Annotated in this window: 15 protein-coding genes; 10 read left to right on the forward strand and 5 right to left on the reverse strand. The window is 72.6% G+C overall.

The window, feature by feature from the left end:
- Positions 1–32: 32 nt before the first annotated feature.
- The 3 genes from OO62_RS26300 to OO62_RS26310 all read left to right on the forward strand — a co-directional run bounded on the left by OO62_RS26300 (position 33) and on the right by OO62_RS26310 (position 2,786).
- On the forward strand, positions 33–797 hold the full coding sequence (locus tag OO62_RS26300; protein ID WP_033270061.1) for a VOC family protein: 765 nt from the start codon (positions 33–35) through the stop codon (positions 795–797).
- 151 nt (positions 798–948) lie between these two features.
- Complete coding sequence (locus OO62_RS26305) at positions 949–1,389, forward strand: hypothetical protein (RefSeq protein WP_033270062.1); 441 nt, start codon at positions 949–951, stop codon at positions 1,387–1,389.
- 206 nt (positions 1,390–1,595) lie between these two features.
- Positions 1,596–2,786: an acyl-CoA dehydrogenase family protein gene (locus tag OO62_RS26310; RefSeq protein WP_033270063.1), complete on the forward strand. Its 1,191-nt coding sequence runs from the start codon at positions 1,596–1,598 to the stop codon at positions 2,784–2,786.
- 3 nt (positions 2,787–2,789) lie between these two features.
- Here the strand turns inward: OO62_RS26310 and OO62_RS26315 are convergent, their stop codons facing one another.
- The 3 genes from OO62_RS26315 to OO62_RS26325 are packed head-to-tail and all read right to left on the reverse strand — an operon-like array spanning position 2,790 to position 7,324.
- A complete protein-coding gene (locus tag OO62_RS26315) occupies positions 2,790–3,761 on the reverse strand; it encodes an antibiotic biosynthesis monooxygenase (RefSeq protein WP_033270064.1) in 972 nt (323 codons plus the stop codon).
- A 21-nt stretch (positions 3,762–3,782) separates the two neighbouring features.
- Positions 3,783–6,500, reverse strand: coding sequence for a molybdopterin-dependent oxidoreductase (locus OO62_RS26320; protein WP_033270065.1), 2,718 nt, complete (start codon positions 6,498–6,500; stop codon positions 3,783–3,785).
- On the reverse strand, positions 6,497–7,324 hold the full coding sequence (locus OO62_RS26325; RefSeq protein ID WP_033270066.1) for an FAD binding domain-containing protein: 828 nt from the start codon (positions 7,322–7,324) through the stop codon (positions 6,497–6,499). Before OO62_RS26325 ends, OO62_RS26320 begins: the two co-directional genes overlap by 4 nt.
- A 373-nt stretch (positions 7,325–7,697) precedes the next feature.
- On the opposite strand from OO62_RS26325, the gene OO62_RS26330 reads away from it, so the two are divergent.
- Together OO62_RS26330 and OO62_RS26335 are read left to right on the forward strand one after the other, a co-directional pair.
- Entirely contained in the window at positions 7,698–8,615 is a 918-nt protein-coding gene (locus OO62_RS26330; protein WP_033270067.1) for an oxygenase MpaB family protein, read from the forward strand.
- A 33-nt stretch (positions 8,616–8,648) separates the two neighbouring features.
- The gene (locus OO62_RS26335; protein ID WP_033270068.1) at positions 8,649–10,601 is read left to right on the forward strand and encodes a serine/threonine-protein kinase; all 1,953 of its coding nucleotides are present in this window, start codon (positions 8,649–8,651) and stop codon (positions 10,599–10,601) included.
- A 76-nt stretch (positions 10,602–10,677) separates the two neighbouring features.
- Here OO62_RS26335 and OO62_RS26340 read toward each other — a convergent pair whose 3' ends face one another.
- The gene (locus OO62_RS26340) at positions 10,678–11,985 is read right to left on the reverse strand and encodes a glycoside hydrolase family 27 protein (RefSeq protein WP_051733606.1); all 1,308 of its coding nucleotides are present in this window, start codon (positions 11,983–11,985) and stop codon (positions 10,678–10,680) included.
- Between the two features lie 173 nt (positions 11,986–12,158).
- Between OO62_RS26340 and OO62_RS26345 the strand changes: the two genes are divergently transcribed.
- The 5 genes from OO62_RS26345 (at position 12,159) to OO62_RS26365 (ending at position 19,101) form a co-directional block, all read left to right on the forward strand.
- Positions 12,159–13,721, forward strand: coding sequence for a phytoene desaturase family protein (locus tag OO62_RS26345; RefSeq protein WP_051733607.1), 1,563 nt, complete (start codon positions 12,159–12,161; stop codon positions 13,719–13,721).
- A 118-nt stretch (positions 13,722–13,839) separates the two neighbouring features.
- The gene (locus OO62_RS26350) at positions 13,840–14,943 is read left to right on the forward strand and encodes an NAD(P)H-dependent flavin oxidoreductase (RefSeq protein ID WP_033270069.1); all 1,104 of its coding nucleotides are present in this window, start codon (positions 13,840–13,842) and stop codon (positions 14,941–14,943) included.
- A 19-nt stretch (positions 14,944–14,962) separates the two neighbouring features.
- Positions 14,963–16,522 carry an acyl-CoA synthetase gene (locus tag OO62_RS26355; RefSeq protein ID WP_033270070.1) on the forward strand — a complete coding sequence of 520 codons (1,560 nt, stop codon included), beginning with the start codon at positions 14,963–14,965 and terminating at the stop codon, positions 16,520–16,522.
- A 136-nt stretch (positions 16,523–16,658) separates the two neighbouring features.
- A complete protein-coding gene (locus tag OO62_RS26360; protein WP_033270071.1) occupies positions 16,659–18,203 on the forward strand; it encodes an acyl-CoA synthetase in 1,545 nt (514 codons plus the stop codon).
- A gap of 97 nt (positions 18,204–18,300) precedes the next feature.
- The gene (locus OO62_RS26365; protein WP_033270072.1) at positions 18,301–19,101 is read left to right on the forward strand and encodes a VOC family protein; all 801 of its coding nucleotides are present in this window, start codon (positions 18,301–18,303) and stop codon (positions 19,099–19,101) included.
- Between the two features lie 24 nt (positions 19,102–19,125).
- Here the strand turns inward: OO62_RS26365 and paaK are convergent, their stop codons facing one another.
- Complete coding sequence (paaK, locus tag OO62_RS26370; protein WP_051733608.1) at positions 19,126–20,454, reverse strand: phenylacetate--CoA ligase PaaK; 1,329 nt, start codon at positions 20,452–20,454, stop codon at positions 19,126–19,128.
- Between the last annotated feature and the right edge of the window lie 28 nt (positions 20,455–20,482).

Below are 20,482 nucleotides of genomic sequence, written 5' to 3' on the forward strand. Positions count from 1 at the left end.
GGCCCCGGCCCGGCGCAGAGGGACGGAACACCGTGAAGATCACTGAGCCCACGCCCGGCGCGCCCTGCTGGGTGGAGCTGGGCACCTCGGACGTCGACGCCGCCGCGGTGTACTACCGGCAGGTCTTCGGCTGGCACGAGGCGACCGAACCGCGCGACGGCACCGGCGGCTACACCCTGTTCCGTCTGGACGGCGCCCCGGTCGCCGGGGCGACCTCGCTGCACGCCCCCGGGCAGCCGACCGCCTGGACCGTCTCGTTCGCCACCCGGGACGCCGACGCCCTGGCCGCCGCGGTCAGTGAGGCCGGCGGGCGGCAGCTGGTGGCCCCCACGGACGTTCCCGACCTGGGCCGCTTCGCCGTGCTGGCCGATCCGGAAGGAGCGGTCTTCTCGGTGTGGCAGGCCCGTTCCTTTCCCGGGGCCGGGCTGCTCAACGCCCCGGGCTCGCTGGGCTGGGTCGAGCTCGCCACCCGGGACGAGGAGGCCGCGAAGCACTTCTACACCCGCGTCTTCGGCTGGAGCGTCGGCACCCACGAGGACTATCCGCAGTTCGGCATCGACGGCGCCGACTTCGGCGGCATGAGCGCGCTGGACGAGTTCTACCCGGACGATGTCCGGGCCCACTGGCTGCCGTACTTCGCGGTCGCCGACGTCGACGGAACGGCCGCCCGGGCCGCCGACTCCGGAGGGATGCTGCTGGTGCCGCCCACTGACGTCCCCGACGGGCCGCGGGTCGCGGTGGTCCGGGACCCGCAGGGGGCCCACTTCGGGATCCACCTCGCCGGCACGGAGGGCTGACCCAGGGGGCACCCGGCGCCCGGGGGACGGCCCCGCACCGTCACACAATCGGCGGCCTGTTCGTCGTTTCACCACATTCTTGGGGTTTCTTGGGCGTAATGTCCGCTTCGCGGCAATGGGTGGCATTGCGCGTCAAGAACAGGAGACCCCTATGTCCACGACCGAAGTCCTCGTGGCTCGAGGCAGAAAGCTCGCGGCCGGCGCGGGCGCGCTGACCGCGGCAGTCGCCCTGGGTGCGACGCTGTCCATCGCGGCCCCGGCGCAGGCGACCCCCGGGCCGACCGTCGACAGCACCGCGAAGCCGTTCGGCACGGTCACCACGAAGATGGGCCTGAGTGCGCGTCAGTACCCCAGCACCGACTCCGCCGTGAAGGGCTACTTGCGGCACCACGCGCAGGTCGGCCTGGTGTGCAAGGTCCGCACCCAGAGCGTCGGCGGCAACAGCGTCTGGTACCTGACCCGCGAGGAGCGGCCGTCCTGGGTCGCGGCCAAGTATGTGACCAACAAGGGATACGTCAAGTACTGCAAGGACGTGCAGCGCAACCGGGTGCAGCCCGGGAACAACAACGCGGCGAAGCACGCCGTGGGCTGATGGGGCGCGGGCGAGGCCCGGTTCGGTACCCCACAGGTGCCGGGCCGGGCCTTCGTGCGCGCTGACGGCGTGCCCCGGTCACCGGCGGGCCCCTTCCGTATTACTGGAACAAGTTCTACTGTGCCCCCGACCGGAGTCCGACGGACCGTCAGATGGTGGACGGGTCCTCGGGCCGGACGACCGGACCGGATGGAACTGGAGGGGCCGTGCACCTCGAATACACCCCCGAGCAACGGCAGTTGCGCGCCGAGCTGCGCACCTACTTCGCCGGACTGGTGCCGGACAACGCCTACGCGCGGTATGCCGACCCCGCCGCCCGGAAGCGCTTCTACCGCGAGACGGTACGCCGTCTCGGCTCCGACGGCTGGCTCGGCGTCGGCTGGCCCCAGGAGTTCGGCGGGCGCGGCCTGACGCCGATGGAACAGTTCATCTTCTTCGACGAGGCCGCCCAGGCGGGGGTTCCGCTGCCGCTGATGGCGCTGAACACCGTCGGCCCGACGATCATGCAGTTCGGCACCGACGAACAGAAGGCGTACTTCCTGCCCCGGATCCTCTCCGGTGAGATCGACTTCGCGATCGGCTACAGCGAACCGGACGCCGGTACCGACCTGGCCGCCCTCAAGACCCGCGCCGTGCGCAAGGGCGACGAGGAGACCGGCCACTACCTCGTCAACGGCCAGAAGATCTGGACGACCAACGGCGACACCGCGGACTGGGTGTGGCTCGCCGTACGGACCGACCCCGACGCTCCGCCCCACAAGGGCATCACCATGCTCCTGGTCCCCACCAGCGACCCCGGATACTCCTGCACCCTGATCAACACGCTCGCCTCGCACGACACCACCGCCAGCTACTACGAGAACATCACCGTCCCGGCCACCCGCCGCGTCGGCCAGGAGAACAAGGGCTGGCGGATCATCACCAACCAGCTCAACCACGAACGCGTCACCCTCGCCGCCCACGGCACCATGGCCATCCGCGCGCTGCACGACGTCCGGCGCTGGGCCGCGGACACCACCCTCGCCGACGGCCGACGGGTCATCGACCTGGGCTGGGTCCGCGGCCGGCTGGCCCGCACCCACACCCGGCTGGACGCCATGAAGCTGCTGAACTGGCAGATGGTCGACGCCCTCCAGCAGGGCACGCTCACCCCCCAGGACGCCTCCGCGGTCAAGGTCTACGGCTCCGAGGCCCGCCGTGACGCCTACGCCTGGCTGATGGAGGTCGTCGGCGCCGCCGGCCCCCTCAAGGAGGGCTCGGCCGGCGCGGTGCTCCACGGCGAACTCGAACGCGGCTACCGCTCCGCCGTCATCTTCACCTTCGGCGGCGGCAACAACGAGATCCAGCGCGAGATCATCTCCTGGATCGGCCTCGGCATGCCGCGGGTACGCCGCTGAGGATCAGGGCAGCGTCCAGATCTGGGTCGTCACGACGTAGAAGACGACGGCCCAGAAGGCCATCACCGCGGCGACGAGACCGAGGCCGGCGAGGTTGGTCTTCGTCCGTGGGGCGTCCGGTGGCGGCCGCAGCCATCGCCTGAGCAGCCGGTTCACGTAGTAGGGCATCGTCACGAAGCTCATGATGAAGCTCGACAGCAGGTTGCCCACGAGCAGCCCGAGCCAGAGCGGCAGCCCCAGCGGCGCCAGGGCGAGCGTCAGCAGCACCACGGTCGGGTACAGGCCGACCCAGACCGCGACCGCGGACTTGGTTTCGGAGGGCGGCCGCGCCTCCCTGCCGTTCTGGTCGAAGGCGAACCAGCTGCCGAACGAGTTGTCGATCGTGCGCAGCTTGAAGTCGTTGAACTTCCTGCCCTCGGCGAGCACCTCCTGCCGCTTCGGCGACGTCAGCCAGGCATCGAGGTGCTCGGCGCTGTCGAAGCGGTAGAGGGTGGTCCATTCGTCCTGGAGTCCCTCGACCGGACGGAAGAGCTCGGTGCCGCGGAAGCCGTCGAATGCGCTCTCCTCCTGGCTCATGCGGCCCTGCCAGGCGAGGAAGTCGTCGACGTGGTCCGGGTGGACGCGGTGGGTCACCACGACGGTCACCAGGGGGTCCGCCGGCTGGCTGCCGCCGCTGAGGACCTGCTGGGTCGCGGGGCCGTCGAAGTACGCCCTGCCGTTGTCGAGGAAGCGCTGTCTGGTGGCGCTGTTGATCCACGCCTGCAGATGCGCGATCGAGTCGAAGCGGTAGACGACGGTCCAGTCGGGCTGCCGGGCCGTTGGCCGGGACAGCTCGGCGCCGAGGAAACCGGGGTAGTGGGCGGCCGCGGCGTTGAGGTCCTCCTGCCACGCCTCGAACTCCCCCTCGCACCCGGGCAGCACCTTCTGGCCGACGATCGCGGTCGCGGCGGCGTTGTCGAGCTTTTCCGTGGTCATCCGCTCAGCCCGTCCACGTGCTCACGCCGTCGCCACCGACCGGCTCTCGTTGAGCCGGCGGTAGATGCGTTCCGGAGTCAGCGGCAGCGCGCGGAAGCGGAGGCCCGTGGCGTCGTGCAGCGCATTCGCCAACGCCGGGGCGACCGGGTTGATACAGCATTCCGCCATCCCCTTCGACCGCAGCGGCCCCACCGAGTCCGACGACGCCACCAGTAGCACCTCCGTGCGGGGGACATCGGCGTAGGTGGGGATGCGGTAGTTGCGGAAATTCGGATTGACCATGACGCCGTTCGCGTCGACACGGTGATTCTCGGTCAGCGTGAAGCCGATCCCCTGGGCGACGCCGCCCTCCACCTGACCGCGGACCTGCGCGGGATTGATGACCACGGCGGCGTCGGTCGCCTGGACGCTGTAAAGGATCCGGATCTCGCCCGTCACCCGATGGACGGCGATACGGAACCCCTGCGTATTGGACGTCACGCTCCGGGGCGATCCGTACGCCTTGCGGGCGGCGGTGAACCGGATGCCGCGCGCCCGGGCCAGCGCGACGAGTTCGGCCAGCGACACCCGCCGGTCGCCGCAGACCACACCCTCGTCGTGCAGCGAGCACATCACGACATGGACGCCGGTGTGCGCGGCGGCGAATTCCAGGATGCGGTCGCGTACCGCATTGGCCGCCCGCAGCACCGCGTTGCCCGCCACGAAGAGCCCCGCACTCGCGAAGGCGCCGGTGTCGAACCCGGTGCGGTCGGTGTCGGACTGCACCAGACGGATCCGCGACGGGGTCGTGCCCAGCTGGTTGGCCGCTATCTGGACGTGCGCGGTCGACGTGCCCTCGCCGAACTCGACGGTGCCGACGGCCAGTTCGTACACGAGGTCGTCGCCCAGCGTGACCCACGCCTCGGAGACGTGCTCCGTCGGCGGCGCGGTCTCGTGCAGCGAACTCGCGACGCCGGTCCCGACCAGCCACCCCGGGCCGGGGGGCGGCTCGTCGGCCGTACGGGCCAGGGCCTCGTCCACCAGGTCGAGGCACTTCGCGAGGCCGTCCTCGGTGAACGACACGTCGTCCGGGCCGTCGCTCATCGCCACGAGCGGATCACCGGCGCGCACGATGTTGCGTCGCCGCAGCGCGAGCGGATCGATGTGCAGGGCGCGGGCCAGTTCGTCCATCGCCGCTTCCACCGCGTACGCCGGCTGCGTCATCCCGTAGCCGCGCAGCGCCCCGCTCGGGACGGTGTTCGTGTAGACGGAGTAGGCGTCGTACTTCTTGTTGGGGCAGCGGTAGATCATGACGGCGGCGCCGCCCGCGTAGAGCGTTTCGCCGCCGTGATTGCCGTAGGCGCCCGTGTTGGACACATTGCGGACCTGGATTGCCGTGAGCGTGCCGTCCGCCTTCGCGCCGAGCTTGACCGTCAACGACATCGGATGCCGCGGGGACGCCGTGGTGAACTCCTCCTCGCGGGTGAACTCGAAGCAGACGGGCCGCCCGGTGTCCAGGGTGGCGAGCGCGACCAGATCCTCCGAGATCACTTCCTGTTTCCCGCCGAAACCGCCGCCCACGCGGGTGCAGAACACCCGGAGCTGGTCCGGGCGCAGCGCGAACAGGTACCCCAGTTTGACCTTGGCGATCGACGGCGACTGCGAACTGGTGCGGACGTTCAGCCGCCCGTCCGCCATCCAGGCGATCGAGCCGTGGGTCTCCAGATGCGCGTGCTGCACCCGCGGAGAGTCGTAGGTGCCCTCATGGATCACGTCGGCCTCGGCGAACCCGGCGTCGACATCGCCGACGTGCCCGTGGAGCTCCAGCAGTATGTTGTGGAAAGGGTCGCGGACGAACGGGTCGTGCGAGCCGTGCAGTTGGGGCGCCCCCTCGGCCATGGCCTCCTCGGGGTCGAACACCGCCGGCAGTTCCTCGTAGGTGACGGCGACCTTCCGGCAGCCCTCCTCGGCCGCCGCGACCGTGTCGGCCAGCACCGCGACGACCCGCTGGCCGACGAAGCGGACCGTGCTGTCGAGGATCCGGGTGTCGTCGGGATCGACGAGATGGTCGGTGTGGATCGCCGTGGTGAAGCGCCTGTCCGGCACGTCCTCCCAGGTGTAGACCCGGTGCACACCGGGGACGGCGAGTGCGGCGGTCTTGTCGATCGACACGATCCGGGCGTGCGCGTGGGGCGAGTGCAGCACCTTGAGGTGCAGCATGCCGTCGAGGTGGGTGTCCATCGTGAACGCGGCGCGTCCGGTGACGACTTCGTCGGCCGCCGGTGCCCCGACGCTCGTCCCGACGGCCTTTCCCGGCGCGGCCGTCTCGATGCCGGTGACGCCGCGCACGGCGTCCTCGATCGCCCGGTAGCCGGTGCAGCGGCACAGGTTGCCCTTCAACGCCCGGGGCAGGTCCGCCTTCTGCGCCTCGGTGAAGGTGGCGGACGTCATGATCATCCCCGCGGTGCAGAATCCGCACTGGAAGCCGGGGGCGTCGCGGAACCGGCGCTGCATCGGATGCAGATTGCCGGGCGAGCCGAGACCCTCGATCGTCGTCACCGCACGGCCGTCTGCGCGGAACGCCGGGGTGAGGCAGCTGTGCACCGGATCGCCGTCCAGCCACACCGTGCACGCACCGCAATCGCCCGCGTCGCAGCCCTTCTTGACGCCGTAGTGGCCCAGCGAGCGGAGAAACGTGCGCAGGCACTGGCCGGGGGCCGGTTCCTCGTCGAAGCGCCTGCCGTTCACGGTGTACGTCATGCCGGGCCCCCAGCCATGAGTTCGCGGCGTATTTCCTCGGCGAAGTGCCGCGTCAGGTGGCGGCGGTGGTCGGGGGTCCCGTTCGGATCGGCGAACCAGACGTCGGCGGGAATGACGTCGATGCTCTCCTGCAGCGTCCGGGCCTCGGGCATCGTGTCGAACGCCAGGCGCACCGGACGGGTGGTGCCGGCCGTGACGGTGAGCAGCAGGTCGCGCGTTCCCGGTGTGTGCGTGCCGATCAGAAACACCGTCGAACGGCCGAGACGGGTCAGCGTGAAGCGGCGGTGCGCGGCACGCTTGCGCAGGGCGTGCGACGGAATGCTGATGCGCCGCAGGATTTCCCCGGGAGCGAGCACGTTGCGGTGGTCACCGGTCACGAAGTCGAGGGCATCGACGGTCCGCACGGACCCGTCGGGAGCCCACAGTTCGTACCGCGCCTCCAGGGCGACCGTCAGCGTGATCATCGGGCCGGCGGGCAGCGACATGCAGATGTTGCCGCCGACCGTCGCCGCACTCCAGACCTTGAACGAGGACAGGAACGCCTCGCAGCTCGTCGCGAGGAGGCTGCCCGCCCGCCAATCACCCGGCGGCGCAAAGGCGTACAGCTCGCGGATGGTGCAGGTGGCGCCGATGTCGAGGCCCGCCTCGCTCGCCACGAGGGGTTCCCAGCGCAACGCCGTCAGGTCGATCAGGCGGCGCAGCTCCGGCTGCTCCACGGAGAACAGCCACGTTCCGCCGGCGAGCCAGGCGTCGCCTTCGCGCCAGTCCACGCCTGGCCGGTCGGACGGCCGCCGGACGACTTCGGTGATGGTGTTGAGGTCCATGCGAACTGACCTCCGTCGAATGTCGACGGGCCACGCTGCGCGCCAGGGCGGGACGACCTCGCAGCAGCACCGTCGAAGGGTGACCGCTGCGGCCGAACCGCTGAGGAAAGTCCGGCGGGCACAGAAATTCTTTTCAAGGATATGCAGAACGGTTCGGCCTCGCCACGCCAGCACTTCCGGGGCGCTGAGGGCCGGGGGCGGCCACGCGAAAGGTCCGGACGCGGACGGTGCGGAGGGACGCGTGGGTCTCCCACGGCCCGCCCGGGCGTCTTCTCCCGGCGGGCGCGATATGAGCAAATGGAGGGGTGCGGCCGGCGGCCCGGCCGGGTGACGGGCACTCCGGGGGCCGCACCGGGCGGCGGGAGGTGCGGTGATGGCAGGCGACCCCGGGCTCTTCGGGCCCCGCTCGGTGACCTGGCAGCTGCACGGCGACCCGATGATGTGGATCGCCGGCGTACGGGCCCTGTACCTCCAGGCGCTGCACCCGCGTGCGGTACGCGGCGTGGTGCAGAACTCCGCCGCCTTCCAGCGGAACGAGCAGGGCCGGCGCGACGCCTGGGGCCGCCTGATGCGGACCGCCGACTTCGTCGGCACCCTCAGCTACGGCACCACCGACGCCGCCGAGCGGGCCGGTGCCGCGGTCCGCGGCATCCACCGCAGACTGTCCGCCACCGACCCGGCCACCGGCGAGCGCTACGGCGTCGACGACCCGGCCCTGCTGCTGTGGGTGCACTGCGCCGAGGTGGACTCCTACCTGGCGGTGCTGCGCCGCTCCGGCTACCCCGTCGGCGCCGCCCAGGCCGACCGCTACCTCGACGAACAGCGCGAGAGCGCCCGGCTGGTCGGCCTCGACCCGGACACCGTCCCCGGCGACCGGGCCGCGCTCGCCGCCTACTTCGACCGGGTACGGCCCGAACTGGCGCTGACCCCCGAGGCCCGCGGGGTGGACGACTTCCTGCGCCGGCCGCCGGCCCCCGCCCCGCTCGTCCCGGCCCGTGCCGTGCTCTGGGGATGGGTGGCCCGGCTCGCGTACGGCGCGCTCCCCGCGTACGCGCACGAGCTGTACGGGCGCCCCGCACCCCCGCCGCGCGCCGTCACCCGCCGACTACGCGCCACCGGCCGCCTCCTTCGCGCCATTCCGCCCACCGTCCGCTGGCAGCTCCCACCCCGCCACATCCTGCGCGCCGTCGCACGGCTGGGCCCCGACACCCGCCCCGCGCCCTACAAGCTCCGTCACTGCGCCGCCATACTGGACGGGCACGGGGACGCGCGGGGGGAGCTGCGCGGATGACCGCGAGGGCGGGGACGGGGGCGCTGCTACGCGATGGCGGAAAACAGACTGATTCAGGGGCGGTACCGGCTGCTCGGCACCATCGGGCGCGGCGGCATGGGCGAGGTCTGGCGGGCCCGCGACGAATCACTGGGCCGGCAGGTCGCCGTCAAATGCCTCAAGCCGCTGGGCCCCCGGCACGAACCCTCGTTGCTCCAGGTGCTGCGCGAACGCTTCCGCCGGGAGGCCCGGGTCGCGGCCGCCCTCCAGCACCGCGGCATCACCGTCGTCCACGACTTCGGTGAGGACGACGGCACGCTCTTCCTCGTCATGGAGCTGCTCAGCGGCCGCAACCTCAGCCAGCTGCTGGACGACAACCGGCGCCAGCCGCTGCCCGTCCCGGACGTCATCGAGATCGCCGAACAGGTCACCGCCGCGCTCGCCTACACGCACGAACAGGACATCGTGCACCGCGACCTGAAGCCGGCGAACATCGTCCGCACCACCGACGGCACGGTCAAGATCTGCGACTTCGGCATCGCCCGGCTCAACCACGACATCGGCTTCACCGCCCGCCTCACCGGCACCGGCATCGCCATGGGCAGCCCGCACTACATGTCGCCCGAGCAGATCGGCGCGCAGGCGATGGACCACCGCAGCGACCTCTACTCGCTCGGCTGCGTGCTCTACGAGCTGGCCACCGGCGTCCCGCCGTTCGACCTGGGCGACGCCTGGGCGGTGCTCGTCGGACACCGCGACACCGCCCCGGCCCCGCCGCGCACGCTCCGCCCCGACCTGCCCGAGGCGTACGAGCAGATCATGCTGGAGCTGCTCGCGAAGGACCCCGAAGACCGCCCCGGCGACGCCGACGAGCTGGCCAAACGCCTCGCCGACGCCCGCCGGCCGCACCCGGCCGGCCCCGACGACGCCACCGTCCCCGACCGGCGGCTGCCGTCCTGGACCCAGGGCATCACCCTCGGCTTCCCGGCCGACCCGGCCCGGCGCCCGCACCAGGACGCGCCGGCCCCGACCGTCACGGTCCTCACCGACGCCTGGACCGACGGCGACCCGCAGGGTGCGTCCGCCGCCGCCCTCACCAGCCCCGCACCCCCGGACGACCGCCGAGCCGCCCTCGCCGCGCGGCTGGAGACCGGCCGTGCGCTCGGCCGCCGGGGCCGCTGTTTCGAGGCGCACCAGATCTACGCCGAGGTGCTGACCGGACTGGTGCGCGCCCTGGGCCCCGACCACCCCGACACCCTGAGCTGCCGCCACCACCTCGCGCTCAACCTCGGCTTGCTGGGCCGCCTGGAGGACTGCCTCGCCCTGACCCGCGAGGTGGCCGAGGCGCGGGAAAGGGTCCTCGGCGCCGGCCACCCCGACACCCTCACCACCCGCTTCGAACTCGCCCATGTACTGGGCAAGCTGGGCGACCGGGCCGCGGCGCTGCGGACGTACCAGCAGGTCGCGGCGGCCCGCGGCGCCACGCTCGGCCCCGACCACCCCGACACCCTCGCCGCCCGCTACGAGACCGGCCTCGGCCTCGGCCGGCTCGGCCGCGACGCGGAGGCCCTGACGCTCTACCGCGACCTGGCGGCGGACCGCACCCGCGTCCAGGGCCGCGACGCCCCGGACACCCTGCGCGCCCGGCACGGCCTCGCCGTCAGTCTGGGCCGGCTGGGCCGCTGGCGGGAGGCGCTGGCGGAGTCCGGCGAGGTGGCCCGGGCGCGCGAGCGGGTGCTCGGCCCGGACCACCCCGACACCCTGGTCAGCCGCCGGGAGACCGCGGTGGCACTGGGCTGGCTGGGCCGCTGGAGCGACGCCCTGGACCGCTACCGGCAGGTGGCCGAGGCCCGCGAGCGGGTGCTGGGTGCCGCGCACGCCGAGACGCTGGCCAGCCTGAGCGACCTCGCCCAGTGCCTGGAGCGGCTGGGCCGCACCGAGGAGGCGGCCGCCGTGCACCAACGGGTCGCGGAGCTGCGCAGGGAGCGCGCCGCACGCCGCCGGTAGCCGGCGGCGGTCCCGGCGGCACCGGGGAGCCGGGGCGGCCGCCCGGTGGTGCACCGGCCGCCCCGGCCCCGTCCGGTCACTCCGGGGTGACCCGGTAGAGCACCGTGCCGTGCGCCGGGACGTCGGGCGCCACGATGTCCCCGTCGCTGTGCCGGCGGTGGCCGGTGACCAAGTCGTGCAGCCGGTAGGCCGCGGCGTCCGGGAGCCCGGCCGCGCCGGCCGTGACGGACAGCGTGCGGGGCGAGCCACCGGAGTTGAACAGGGCGATCGCCCGGTCGCCGTTCTTCAGCGGCTTGGACAGCACCGCGGAGCTCTCGTCCTCCTGGACGATCTCGCCCTGGACACCGAGTTCGTCCTGGTCGACGGCGATGATCCGCTCGTTCCCCAGCACCTCGCGAGCCGCCGGGGACAGCGCGCCGATGTCCGTGCTGGAGATCAGCGGGGCCGCCATCATCGCCCACAGCGACATCTGGCTCTGCATCTCGTGCCGCGTCAGGCCGGTGTCGCCGGCCAGCAGGAAGTCCGGGTCGTTCCAGCGTCCGGGCTGCTGCAGGCCGGAGAGGTTCGCGTTGTAGCGGAAGTTGTAGACGATGGACGCCCATTTCGCGGCCGGGGTGCTCTGCTGAAGCGCCACGTCCCGCCCGCCCCGCCACAGGTTGCCGAGCTCCGCCGACCAGCCGATGACCCGGTGCCAGACGCTGTCGCCGTCGAACTGGAAGTAGGCGGGCGCCGACACGGAGAAGGTGATCGGACGGCCGGTCGCCCGCAGCGCGGCGCTCATCTGCCCGTACAGGTCGCGGTAGGTCTGCTCCTTGGTGTGGCCCTGCGGGACGGGCACGTTGCAGCCGTCCGCCTTGACGTAGTCGACCTTCCACTGCGCGAACAGCGCGGCGTCCTCGCGGAAGTGGCCGAGACTGCCCGGGTACTTCTCGCACGTGAGGGTGCCGACGTCCTCGTAGATGCCGAACCTCAGTCCCATCCGGTGCAGCTGTTCGCCGAGGTACGCCATGCCGTGCGGGAACTTCGTCCGGTCCGCCACCAGCTCGCCCTTGGGGCCGCGCTGCTTGCCCATCCAGCAGTCGTCGACCGTGACGGTGCGGTAGCCCTTGCGCGCCAGCCCCGAGCTGACCAGCGCCCGCGCGTTGCCGAGCACCACCTTCTCGTTGACGTTGCACATGTAGTACGACCAGTTGTTCCAGCCCATCGGGGGTCTGGGGGCCAGGTCCGGGTACGGCGCGGCGGCGCGGGGGGCGCCGGGCACGTGGCGCGGGTCGGGGACGGCGGAGGCGGGTGCGGGGGCCGCGAGCAGCCCGGCGGAGCAGGCGGCGACGGCAGCCAGTCCGGTGACGGTGCGGCCGGTGCGGGATACCGAAGGGTGGGACACGGGTCACCTCACGGGTGGGCGGGACGGCCTGGGGGAGGGGAGACGGTGCCGGGGCGGAGCACGGCCGGACGCTAGGAGCACCCCCGCGGGCCGTCAAGAAGCCGCACCGGCCCGGGCGGAGGATTCAGCCGCGTGCACCTGGCGACGGGGATCACCGCGTGCTACCAAGGGGCATGCCGGAACGGACTTCGTATGACGCGGTCATCGTCGGTGGCGGGCACAACGGACTGGTCGCCGCCGCCTATCTCGCACGCGCCGGGCGCAGCGTGCTGGTGCTGGAACGGCTGGACCACACCGGTGGTGCCGCCGTGTCGACCCGGGCGTTCACCGGGATCGACGCCCGGCTGTCCCGCTACTCCTACCTCGTCAGCCTGCTGCCGCCGGCGATCGTGCGGGACCTCGGCCTGCGCTTCGCGGTCCGCAAACGCACCGTGTCCTCCTACACCCCCGCCGTCCGCGGCGGCCGCCCCACCGGCCTGCTGGTGGGCGGCGGCGAGGCCCGCACCCGTGAGTCGTTCGCCGAACTGACCGGTTCGGAAAGGGAGTTCGCTGCCTGGCAGCGCTTCTACGGCACCACCCGGCGGCTCGCCGAACGGGTCTTCCCGACCCTCACCGAGCCGCTGCCCACCCGCGCCGCCCTCCGCGCGGCCGTCGACGACGACGCCACCTGGCACGCCCTGTTCGAACGCCCCCTGGGTGAGCTGGTCGAGGAGACCTTCACCGACGACCTGGTGCGCGGGGTGGTCCTCACCGACGCCCTGATCGGCACCTTCGCCGCCGCCCACGACCCGTCCCTGCGCCAGAACCGCTGCTTCCTCTATCACGTCATCGGCGGGGGCACCGGTGACTGGGACGTGCCGCTCGGCGGCATGGGCGCGCTGACCGACGCGCTGGCCGAGGCCGCGCGCGGGGCGGGCGCGGAGATCGTCACCGACTGCGCGGTGACCGGCATCGCGACCGACGGCCGGAACGCGGAGGTCACCTGCGCCCGGGGCACGATCGGCGCCCGGCGGGTGCTGGTCAACGCCTCCCCGCGGGAACTGGCCCACCTGCTGGGCGAGACCCCGCCGCCGCCCGCCGAGGGCGCCCAGCTCAAGGTGAACATGCTGCTCACCCGGCTGCCCCGGTTGCGCGACACCCGGGTGGACCCCCGCGAAGCCTTCTCCGGAACCTTCCATGTCGCCGAGGGCTACGGCCAGTTGGAGCGCTCGTACCGGCAGGCCGCGTCCGGTGAGCTGCCCGCCGCCCCGCCCTCCGAGATCTACTGCCACTCGCTGACCGACCCGTCGATCCTCGGCGCCGACCTGATCCGCCAGGGCTACCAGACGCTCACCCTCTTCGGCCTGCACGCCCCGGCGAGGCTGTTCGCCGCCGACAACGACGCCACCCGGGAGCGGCTCCTCGCGGCCACCCTCGCCGAGCTGGACACCCACCTCGCCGAACCGCTCGCCGACTGCCTCGCCCACGACGCCGACGGCCGCCCCTGCATCGAGGCCAAGTCCCCGCTGGACCTGGACGCCGAACTGGGCCTGCCGGGCGGCAACATCTTCCACCGCGAGCTGGCGTTCCCGTACGCCGACCCCGAGGACGGGCAGGGCGGGGGCGCGCCGGCCCGCTGGGGCGTGGCCACCGGTCATCCCAACGTCCTGCTGTGCGGCGCGGGAGCGGTGCGCGGCGGGGGAGTGAGCGGCATTCCGGGGCACAACGCGGCGATGGCGGTGCTGGAGGAGGGCTGAGTCCACGGTGGCGGCCGGCCGGGGCCGGCCGCCGGACGGGGCCCGGCACCCGGCAAGTTTCTGACGCAGCATCAGAAAATCTCTTCCCTCGTACGGCCCGCTGCGGCATCCTGCGCGCATGCAGACGGAGCTGAGCAACAGGCTGGGAGTCGAGCACGCCGTCTTCGGGTTCACACCGTTCCCCGCGGTCGCCGCGGCGATCACCCGGGCCGGCGGGTTCGGGGTGCTCGGGGCGGTCCGCTACACCGCGCCGGACGCACTCGCCCGCGACCTCGACTGGATGCAGGCGCACACCGACGGACTGCCGTACGGACTCGACGTCGTGATGCCGGCCAGGAAGGTGGAGGGCGTCAGCGAGGCCGACGTCGAGGCGATGATCCCCGAGGAGCACCGCCGGTTCGTCACCGAGCTCCTCGACAAGCACCAGGTGCCGCAGCTCCCCGAGGGCGAGGCGGCCGGCTGGCGGATCACCGGGTGGATGGAGCAGGTCGCCCGCACCCAGCTCGACGTGGCCTTCGACTACCCGGTCAAGCTGCTCGCCAACGCCCTCGGCTCCCCGCCCCCCGACGTCGTCCAACGGGCCCACGACCACGGCGTCCTCGTGGCCGCCCTGGCCGGCAGCCCGCGGCACGCACTGCACCACAAGGCCGCGGGACTCGACGTCGTCGTCGCCCAGGGCTACGAAGCCGGCGGGCACACCGGGGAGATCGCCACCATGGTCCTCACCCCGGAGGTGGTCGCCGCCGTCGACCCGCTCCCGGTGCTCGCCGCGGGCGGCATCGGCACCGGCGAGCAGATCGCCGCCGGACTCGCCCTCGGCGCGCAGGGCGTCTGGCTCGGCTCGGTCTGGCTGACCACCGAGGAGGCCGAGCTGCACTCCCGGCGGCTGACCGCGAAACTGCTCGCCGCCGGGCCCGGCGACACCGTCCGCTCGCGCGCCCTGACCGGCAAGCCTGCCCGCCAGCTGCGGACGGAATGGACCGACGCCTGGGACGACCCGGACGGCCCCGGCACCCTCCCGATGCCGCTGCAGGGCCTGCTGGTCGCCGAGGCCAACTCCCGCATCCAGCGGTACGAGGTGGAGCCGCTGCTGGGCACGCCGGTGGGCCAGATCGTCGGCCGGATGAACAGCGAGCGCAGCGTACAGGCCGTCTTCGACGACCTCACCCGCGGTTTCGAGCGGGCCATCGACCGCGTCAGCCGCATCGCCGGACGCGCGTGAACCCGAGGAGGACAGCGGAATGACCAAGGACGTCCCACCCCCCAACGGCTTCTGGGCGCAGGCCGCCGCCGATCCCGACCGTACGGTCCTGATCGCCCCGGACGGCGAGGAGTGGACCGCGGGCCGGCTGCACGCCGCGAGCAACCGGCTGGTCCACGGGCTGCGCGCGGCGGGCCTGGAGCGCGGCGACGCCTTCGCGGCGGTCCTCCCCAACGGCGTCGAGTTCTTCACCGCCTACCTCGCCGCGTCCCAGGCCGGCTTCTACCTCGTCCCCGTCAACCACCACCTGGTCGGCCCGGAGATCGCCTGGATCGTCGCCGACTCCGGCGCGAAGGTGCTGATCGCACACGAGCGGTTCGCGGCGGCGGCGCGCCGGGCCGCCGACGAGGCGGCGCTGCCGGCAGCCCGCCGCTACGCCGTCGGCGACGCCCCCGGCTTCCGCCCGTACGGTGAACTCCTGGACGGACAGCCCGACTCCGCGCCCGCCGACCGCACGCTGGGGTGGGTGATGAACTACACCTCGGGCACCACCGGACGCCCGCGCGGCATCCGCCGCCCGCTGCCCGGCACCGCCCCCGAGGACGCCTACCTGGGCGGATTCCTCGCCATCTTCGGCATCAAGCCGTTCGACGGCAACGTCCACCTGGTCTGCTCACCGCTCTACCACACCGCCGTCCTGCAGTTCGCCGGCGCCTCCCTGCACCTCGGCCACCGCGTCGTGCTGATGGACAAGTGGACGCCGGAGGGGATGCTGGCCCTGATGGACGAGCACCGCTGCACCCACACCCATATGGTCCCCACCCAGTTCCACCGGCTGCTCGCCCTGCCGGCGGAGACCCGGGCGGCCTACGACGTGAGCGCGATGCGGCACGCCATCCACGGTGCGGCGCCCTGCCCCGACCACGTCAAACGCGCCATGATCGACTGGTGGGGCGGCTGCGTCGAGGAGTACTACGCGGCGAGCGAGGGCGGTGGGGCCTTCGCCACCGCCGAGGACTGGCTCAAGAAGCCCGGGACGGTCGGCAGGGCCTGGCCGATCAGCGAGCTGGCCGTCTTCGACGACGACGGCAACCGGCTGCCCGCGGGCGAACTGGGCACCGTCTACATGAAGATGACCACCGGCGGCTTCCGCTACCACAAGGACGAGGACAAGACGCGGAAGAACCGGATCGGTGACTTCTTCACCGTCGGCGACCTCGGCTACCTCGACGAGGACGGCTTCCTCTTCCTGCGCGACCGCAAGATCGACATGATCATCTCGGGCGGGGTGAACATCTACCCGGCCGAGATCGAGGCGGCGCTGCTCGCCCACCCCGCGGTCGCCGACGCGGCCGCCTTCGGCATCCCCCACGACGACTGGGGCGAAGAGGTCAAGGCCGTCGTCGAACCCGCGGACGGCCACCACGCGGGCCCCGACCTGGCCGCCGACCTCCTCGCACACTGCGCCCGGCAGCTCGCCGGCTACAAGTGCCCCAAGTCCGTCGACTTCCTGGCCGTCATGCCCCGCGACCCCAACGGCAAGCTCTACAAACGGCGGCTGCGCGCGCCGTACTGGGAGGGGCGCGAGCGCGCGGTGTAGCCATGCCGGCCGGTGGCGCTCCTGCGGAGGCCCCGCAGCAGCACCGGCCCCAGCGGTGACCTGGCCCCGGCAACGCGGCTCGGCCCGCGCGGCCGGGTGTCTTGACCGCGGCGGGGACGCGGCCCAGGATCGCGCCATGGAGCGAGCGCGCAGCAACACGGTTGACGGAGTCCTGCGGCGCAGCGCCCGCCGGGTGCCCGGGCGGACGGCGGTGCGGTACGGGGAACGTGCCTGGACCTACCGCGAACTGGACGACGCGGTCAGTGCCGCGGCGCGGCTGCTGCTGGCGGACGGCCTGCGGCCCGGCGACCGGGTCGCGTCCTACGGGCACAACTCCGACGCCTATCTGATCGGCTTCCTGGCCTGCGCCCGCGCCGGGCTGGTGCACGTCCCGGTCAACCACGGCCTCACCGGCGAGGACCTGCGCTACCTCCTGGACCAGTCGGGCAGCGCGCTGGTGCTCACCGACGCCGCGCTCGCCGACCGGCTGCCCGGGACGGTCCGTGCCGTGCCGCTGTACGGCACGCCCGACGGGCTGCTGGAGCGGCTCGCGGACGGGGCGGCCGCGGCGGACCCCGACGACCGGGCGGAGCCGCTGCCCCCGGTGGCCGACGACGCGCTGGTCCAGCTCCTCTACACGTCAGGGACGACCGCGCTGCCCAAGGGCGCGATGATGACGCACCGGGCGCTGGTGCACGAGTACACCAGCGCGGTCGTCGCCCTCGACCTCGACGCGTCGGACCGGCCGCTGCACGCGCTGCCGCTCTACCACTCCGCCCAGATGCACGTGTTCCTGCTGCCCTATCTGGCGGTGGGCGCGGAGAACGTCATCCTGGACGGCCCCGACCCGGAGCAGATCTTCGATCTGGTCGAAGCCGGCCTGGCGGACAGCCTGTTCGCGCCGCCGACGGTGTGGATCGCGCTCTCCCGGCACCCCGGCTTCACCACCCGGGACCTGAGCGGGCTGCGCAAGGCGTACTACGGTGCCTCGATCATGCCGGTGCCGGTCCTCGCGCGGCTGCGCGACCGGCTGCCCCGGCTCGCCTTCTACAACTGCTTCGGGCAGAGCGAGATCGGGCCGCTGGCCACCGTGCTCGGCCCGGACGAGCACGAGGGCCGGATGGACTCCTGCGGGCGGCCGGTGCTGTTCGTCGAGGCGCGGGTGGTCGACGAGCAGGGCCGGGAGGTCCCGGACGGGACCCGGGGCGAGGTCGTCTACCGCTCGCCTCAACTGTGCACCGGCTACTGGGACAAGCCGGAGGAGACCGCGGAGGCGTTCCGGGGCGGCTGGTTCCACTCCGGGGACCTCGCCGTCCGCGACGCGGAGGGCTACTTCACCGTCGTCGACCGGGTGAAGGACGTCATCAACTCCGGTGGCGTCCTGGTCGCCTCCCGCCAGGTGGAGGAGGCGCTCTACGAGCATCCCCAGGTGGCCGAGGTCGCGGTCATCGGGCTGCCGGACGAGCGCTGGATCGAAGCGGTGTGCGCGGTGGTGGTACGCCGTGCGGACGGGACGGGAGGAGCGGCCCCGGTGGGGGAGCGGGAGCTGATCGAGGCGGCCCGGGCCCGCCTGGCACCGTTCAAGGCGCCCAAGCGGGTGATGTTCGTCGACGCGCTGCCGCGCAACGCCAGCGGCAAGGTCCTCAAGCGCGAGCTGCGCGAGCGCTTCGGCACGTCCTGAACGGCGTGCCAAGGGCGACTGTCAGTGCCCCCTGCCATGCTGAGGATCGGCGGGAGAACAGCCGCGCACGTCCCGAACCGTACGACGGAGGACCACCATGCTGACCACCGACTACGCCCCCGGCACGCCCAACTGGCTCGACCTCGGCGCGCCCGACATCGACGCCGCCGTCGCCTTCTACTCCGCCGTGTTCGGCTGGCGCTTCAGCTCGGCCGGCCCGGAGGCCGGCGGGTACGGCTTCTTCCAGCTCGACGGCAGAACGGTCGCCGCCGTCGGCCCGCTGACGGAGGAGGGGGCGAACCCGGCCTGGACGGTGTACTTCCACACCACCGACGCGGACGCCACGACCAAGGCGGTGGAGCAGGCGGGGGGCTCGGTGCGGGTCCCGCCGAGTGAGGTCTTCACCGCCGGCCGGTTCGCTGCCTTCACCGACCCGGCGGGCGGCGAATTCGCGGTGTGGCAGCCGGGCGACACCCCGGGCCTGGAGGCGGTCATGGAACCGAACGCCCTCTGCTGGACGGAGCTGTACACCACGGACGCGGACACCGCCCGGGAGTTCTACCGTTCGGTCTTCTCCTGGAGCTACCAGGACATGCCGATGGGCCCGGGCATGGTCTACTCCGTCGCCTCCGCGCCGGGCGGCGGCAAGGGCGACGACACCGGGCACGGCGGCGTCATGCAGCTGCAGAAGGAGCATCTGGCGGCCGGTTCGACGTCGGAGTGGCACCCGTACTTCGGCGTGAGCGACTGCGATGCGACCTTCAACGCCGCCGTCGACCACGGCGCCACGGTCCTGATCCCGCCGACCGACGCACCCGGCGTCGGCCGGCTGGCCATGGTCAAGGACCCGGCCGGCGCCCCGTTCGCGCTGATCAAAGGGGACCCGGACATGACCTGAGGGAGGCCGCGGCGACCGGGGCGCTCACGCGGTGTCCCGGGGCCGGGCATCCACGATGCGCTTGATCTTGCCGACCGAGCGCTCCAGGGTCTCCGGATCGACGATCTCGACGGCGACCGAGACGCCGATGCCGTCCTTGACGCCGCGCGCGATCAGCCCGGCCGCCGCCGCGCGTGCCTCGGGGCCGGCGTCGGGCCGGGCCTCGGCGCGCACGGTCAGGTGGTCCATCCGGCCCTCGCGGGTCAGCCGCAGCTGGAAGTGCGGGGCCACGCCGGGGGTACGCAGCACGATCTCCTCGATCTGCGCGGGGAAGAGGTTGACCCCGCGCAGAATGATCATGTCGTCACTGCGTCCGGTGATCTTCTCCATCCGCCGGAAGGCGGGCCGCGCGGTGCCCGGCAGCAGCCGGGTCAGATCGCGGGTGCGGTAGCGGATCACCGGCATGGCCTCCTTGGTGAGGGAGGTGAGGACCAGCTCACCGTGCTCGCCGTCCGGCAGCACCTCACCGGTGAGCGGATCGACCACCTCCGGGAAGAAGTGGTCCTCCCAGAGGTGCAGCCCGTCCTTGGTCTCGACGCACTCCTGGGCGACGCCGGGGCCCATGACCTCCGACAGGCCGTAGATGTCGACGGCGTCGATCGCGAACCGCTCCTCGATCTCGCGGCGCATCGCCTGCGTCCAGGGCTCGGCACCGAACACGCCCACCTTCAGTGAGGTGGTCCGGGGATCGATGCCCTGCCGCTCGAACTCGTCCAGCAGGGTGAGCATGTACGACGGCGTCACCATGATCACCTCGGGGCGGAAGTCCTGGATGATCTGCACCTGCCGGCTGGTCATCCCCCCGGACGCCGGGACCACCGTACAGCCCAGCCGCTCCGCGCCGTAGTGCGCGCCGAGACCGCCGGTGAACAGCCCGTATCCGTAAGCGATGTGGACCATGTGGCCGGGGCGGGCGCCGGCCGCGCGGAGCGAGCGGGCGACGACGTCCGCCCAGTGCGAGAGGTCGCGCTCGGTGTAGCCGACGACCGTGGGGCGGCCGGTGGTGCCGCTGGACGCGTGAATCCGGCGCACCTGCTCCCGGGGGACGGCGAACATCCCGAACGGGTACTGGGCGCGCAGGTCGTCCTTGACCGTGAACGGGAAGCGGGCGAGATCGCCGAGCGAGCGGCAGTCCTCCGGCCGGACCCCGGCCCGGTCGAAGGAGTCACGGTAGAAGGGCACGTGTGTGTAGACGTGCTGCAACGAGGCGCGCAGCCGGGTCAGTTGCACCTCCCGCAGCGCGTCCTCGGAGAGCAGCTCCGCCTCGTCGAACGCCGCGCCGTTCCTGATCCCGTCCGTAGCCGCTTCCGGCATGGGGTGTCACCGCCTCGTCTCCCTACCG

The sequence above is a fragment of the Streptomyces lydicus genome (assembly GCF_000717345.1).
Taxonomy (GTDB): Bacteria; Actinomycetota; Actinomycetes; order Streptomycetales; family Streptomycetaceae; genus Streptomyces; species Streptomyces lydicus.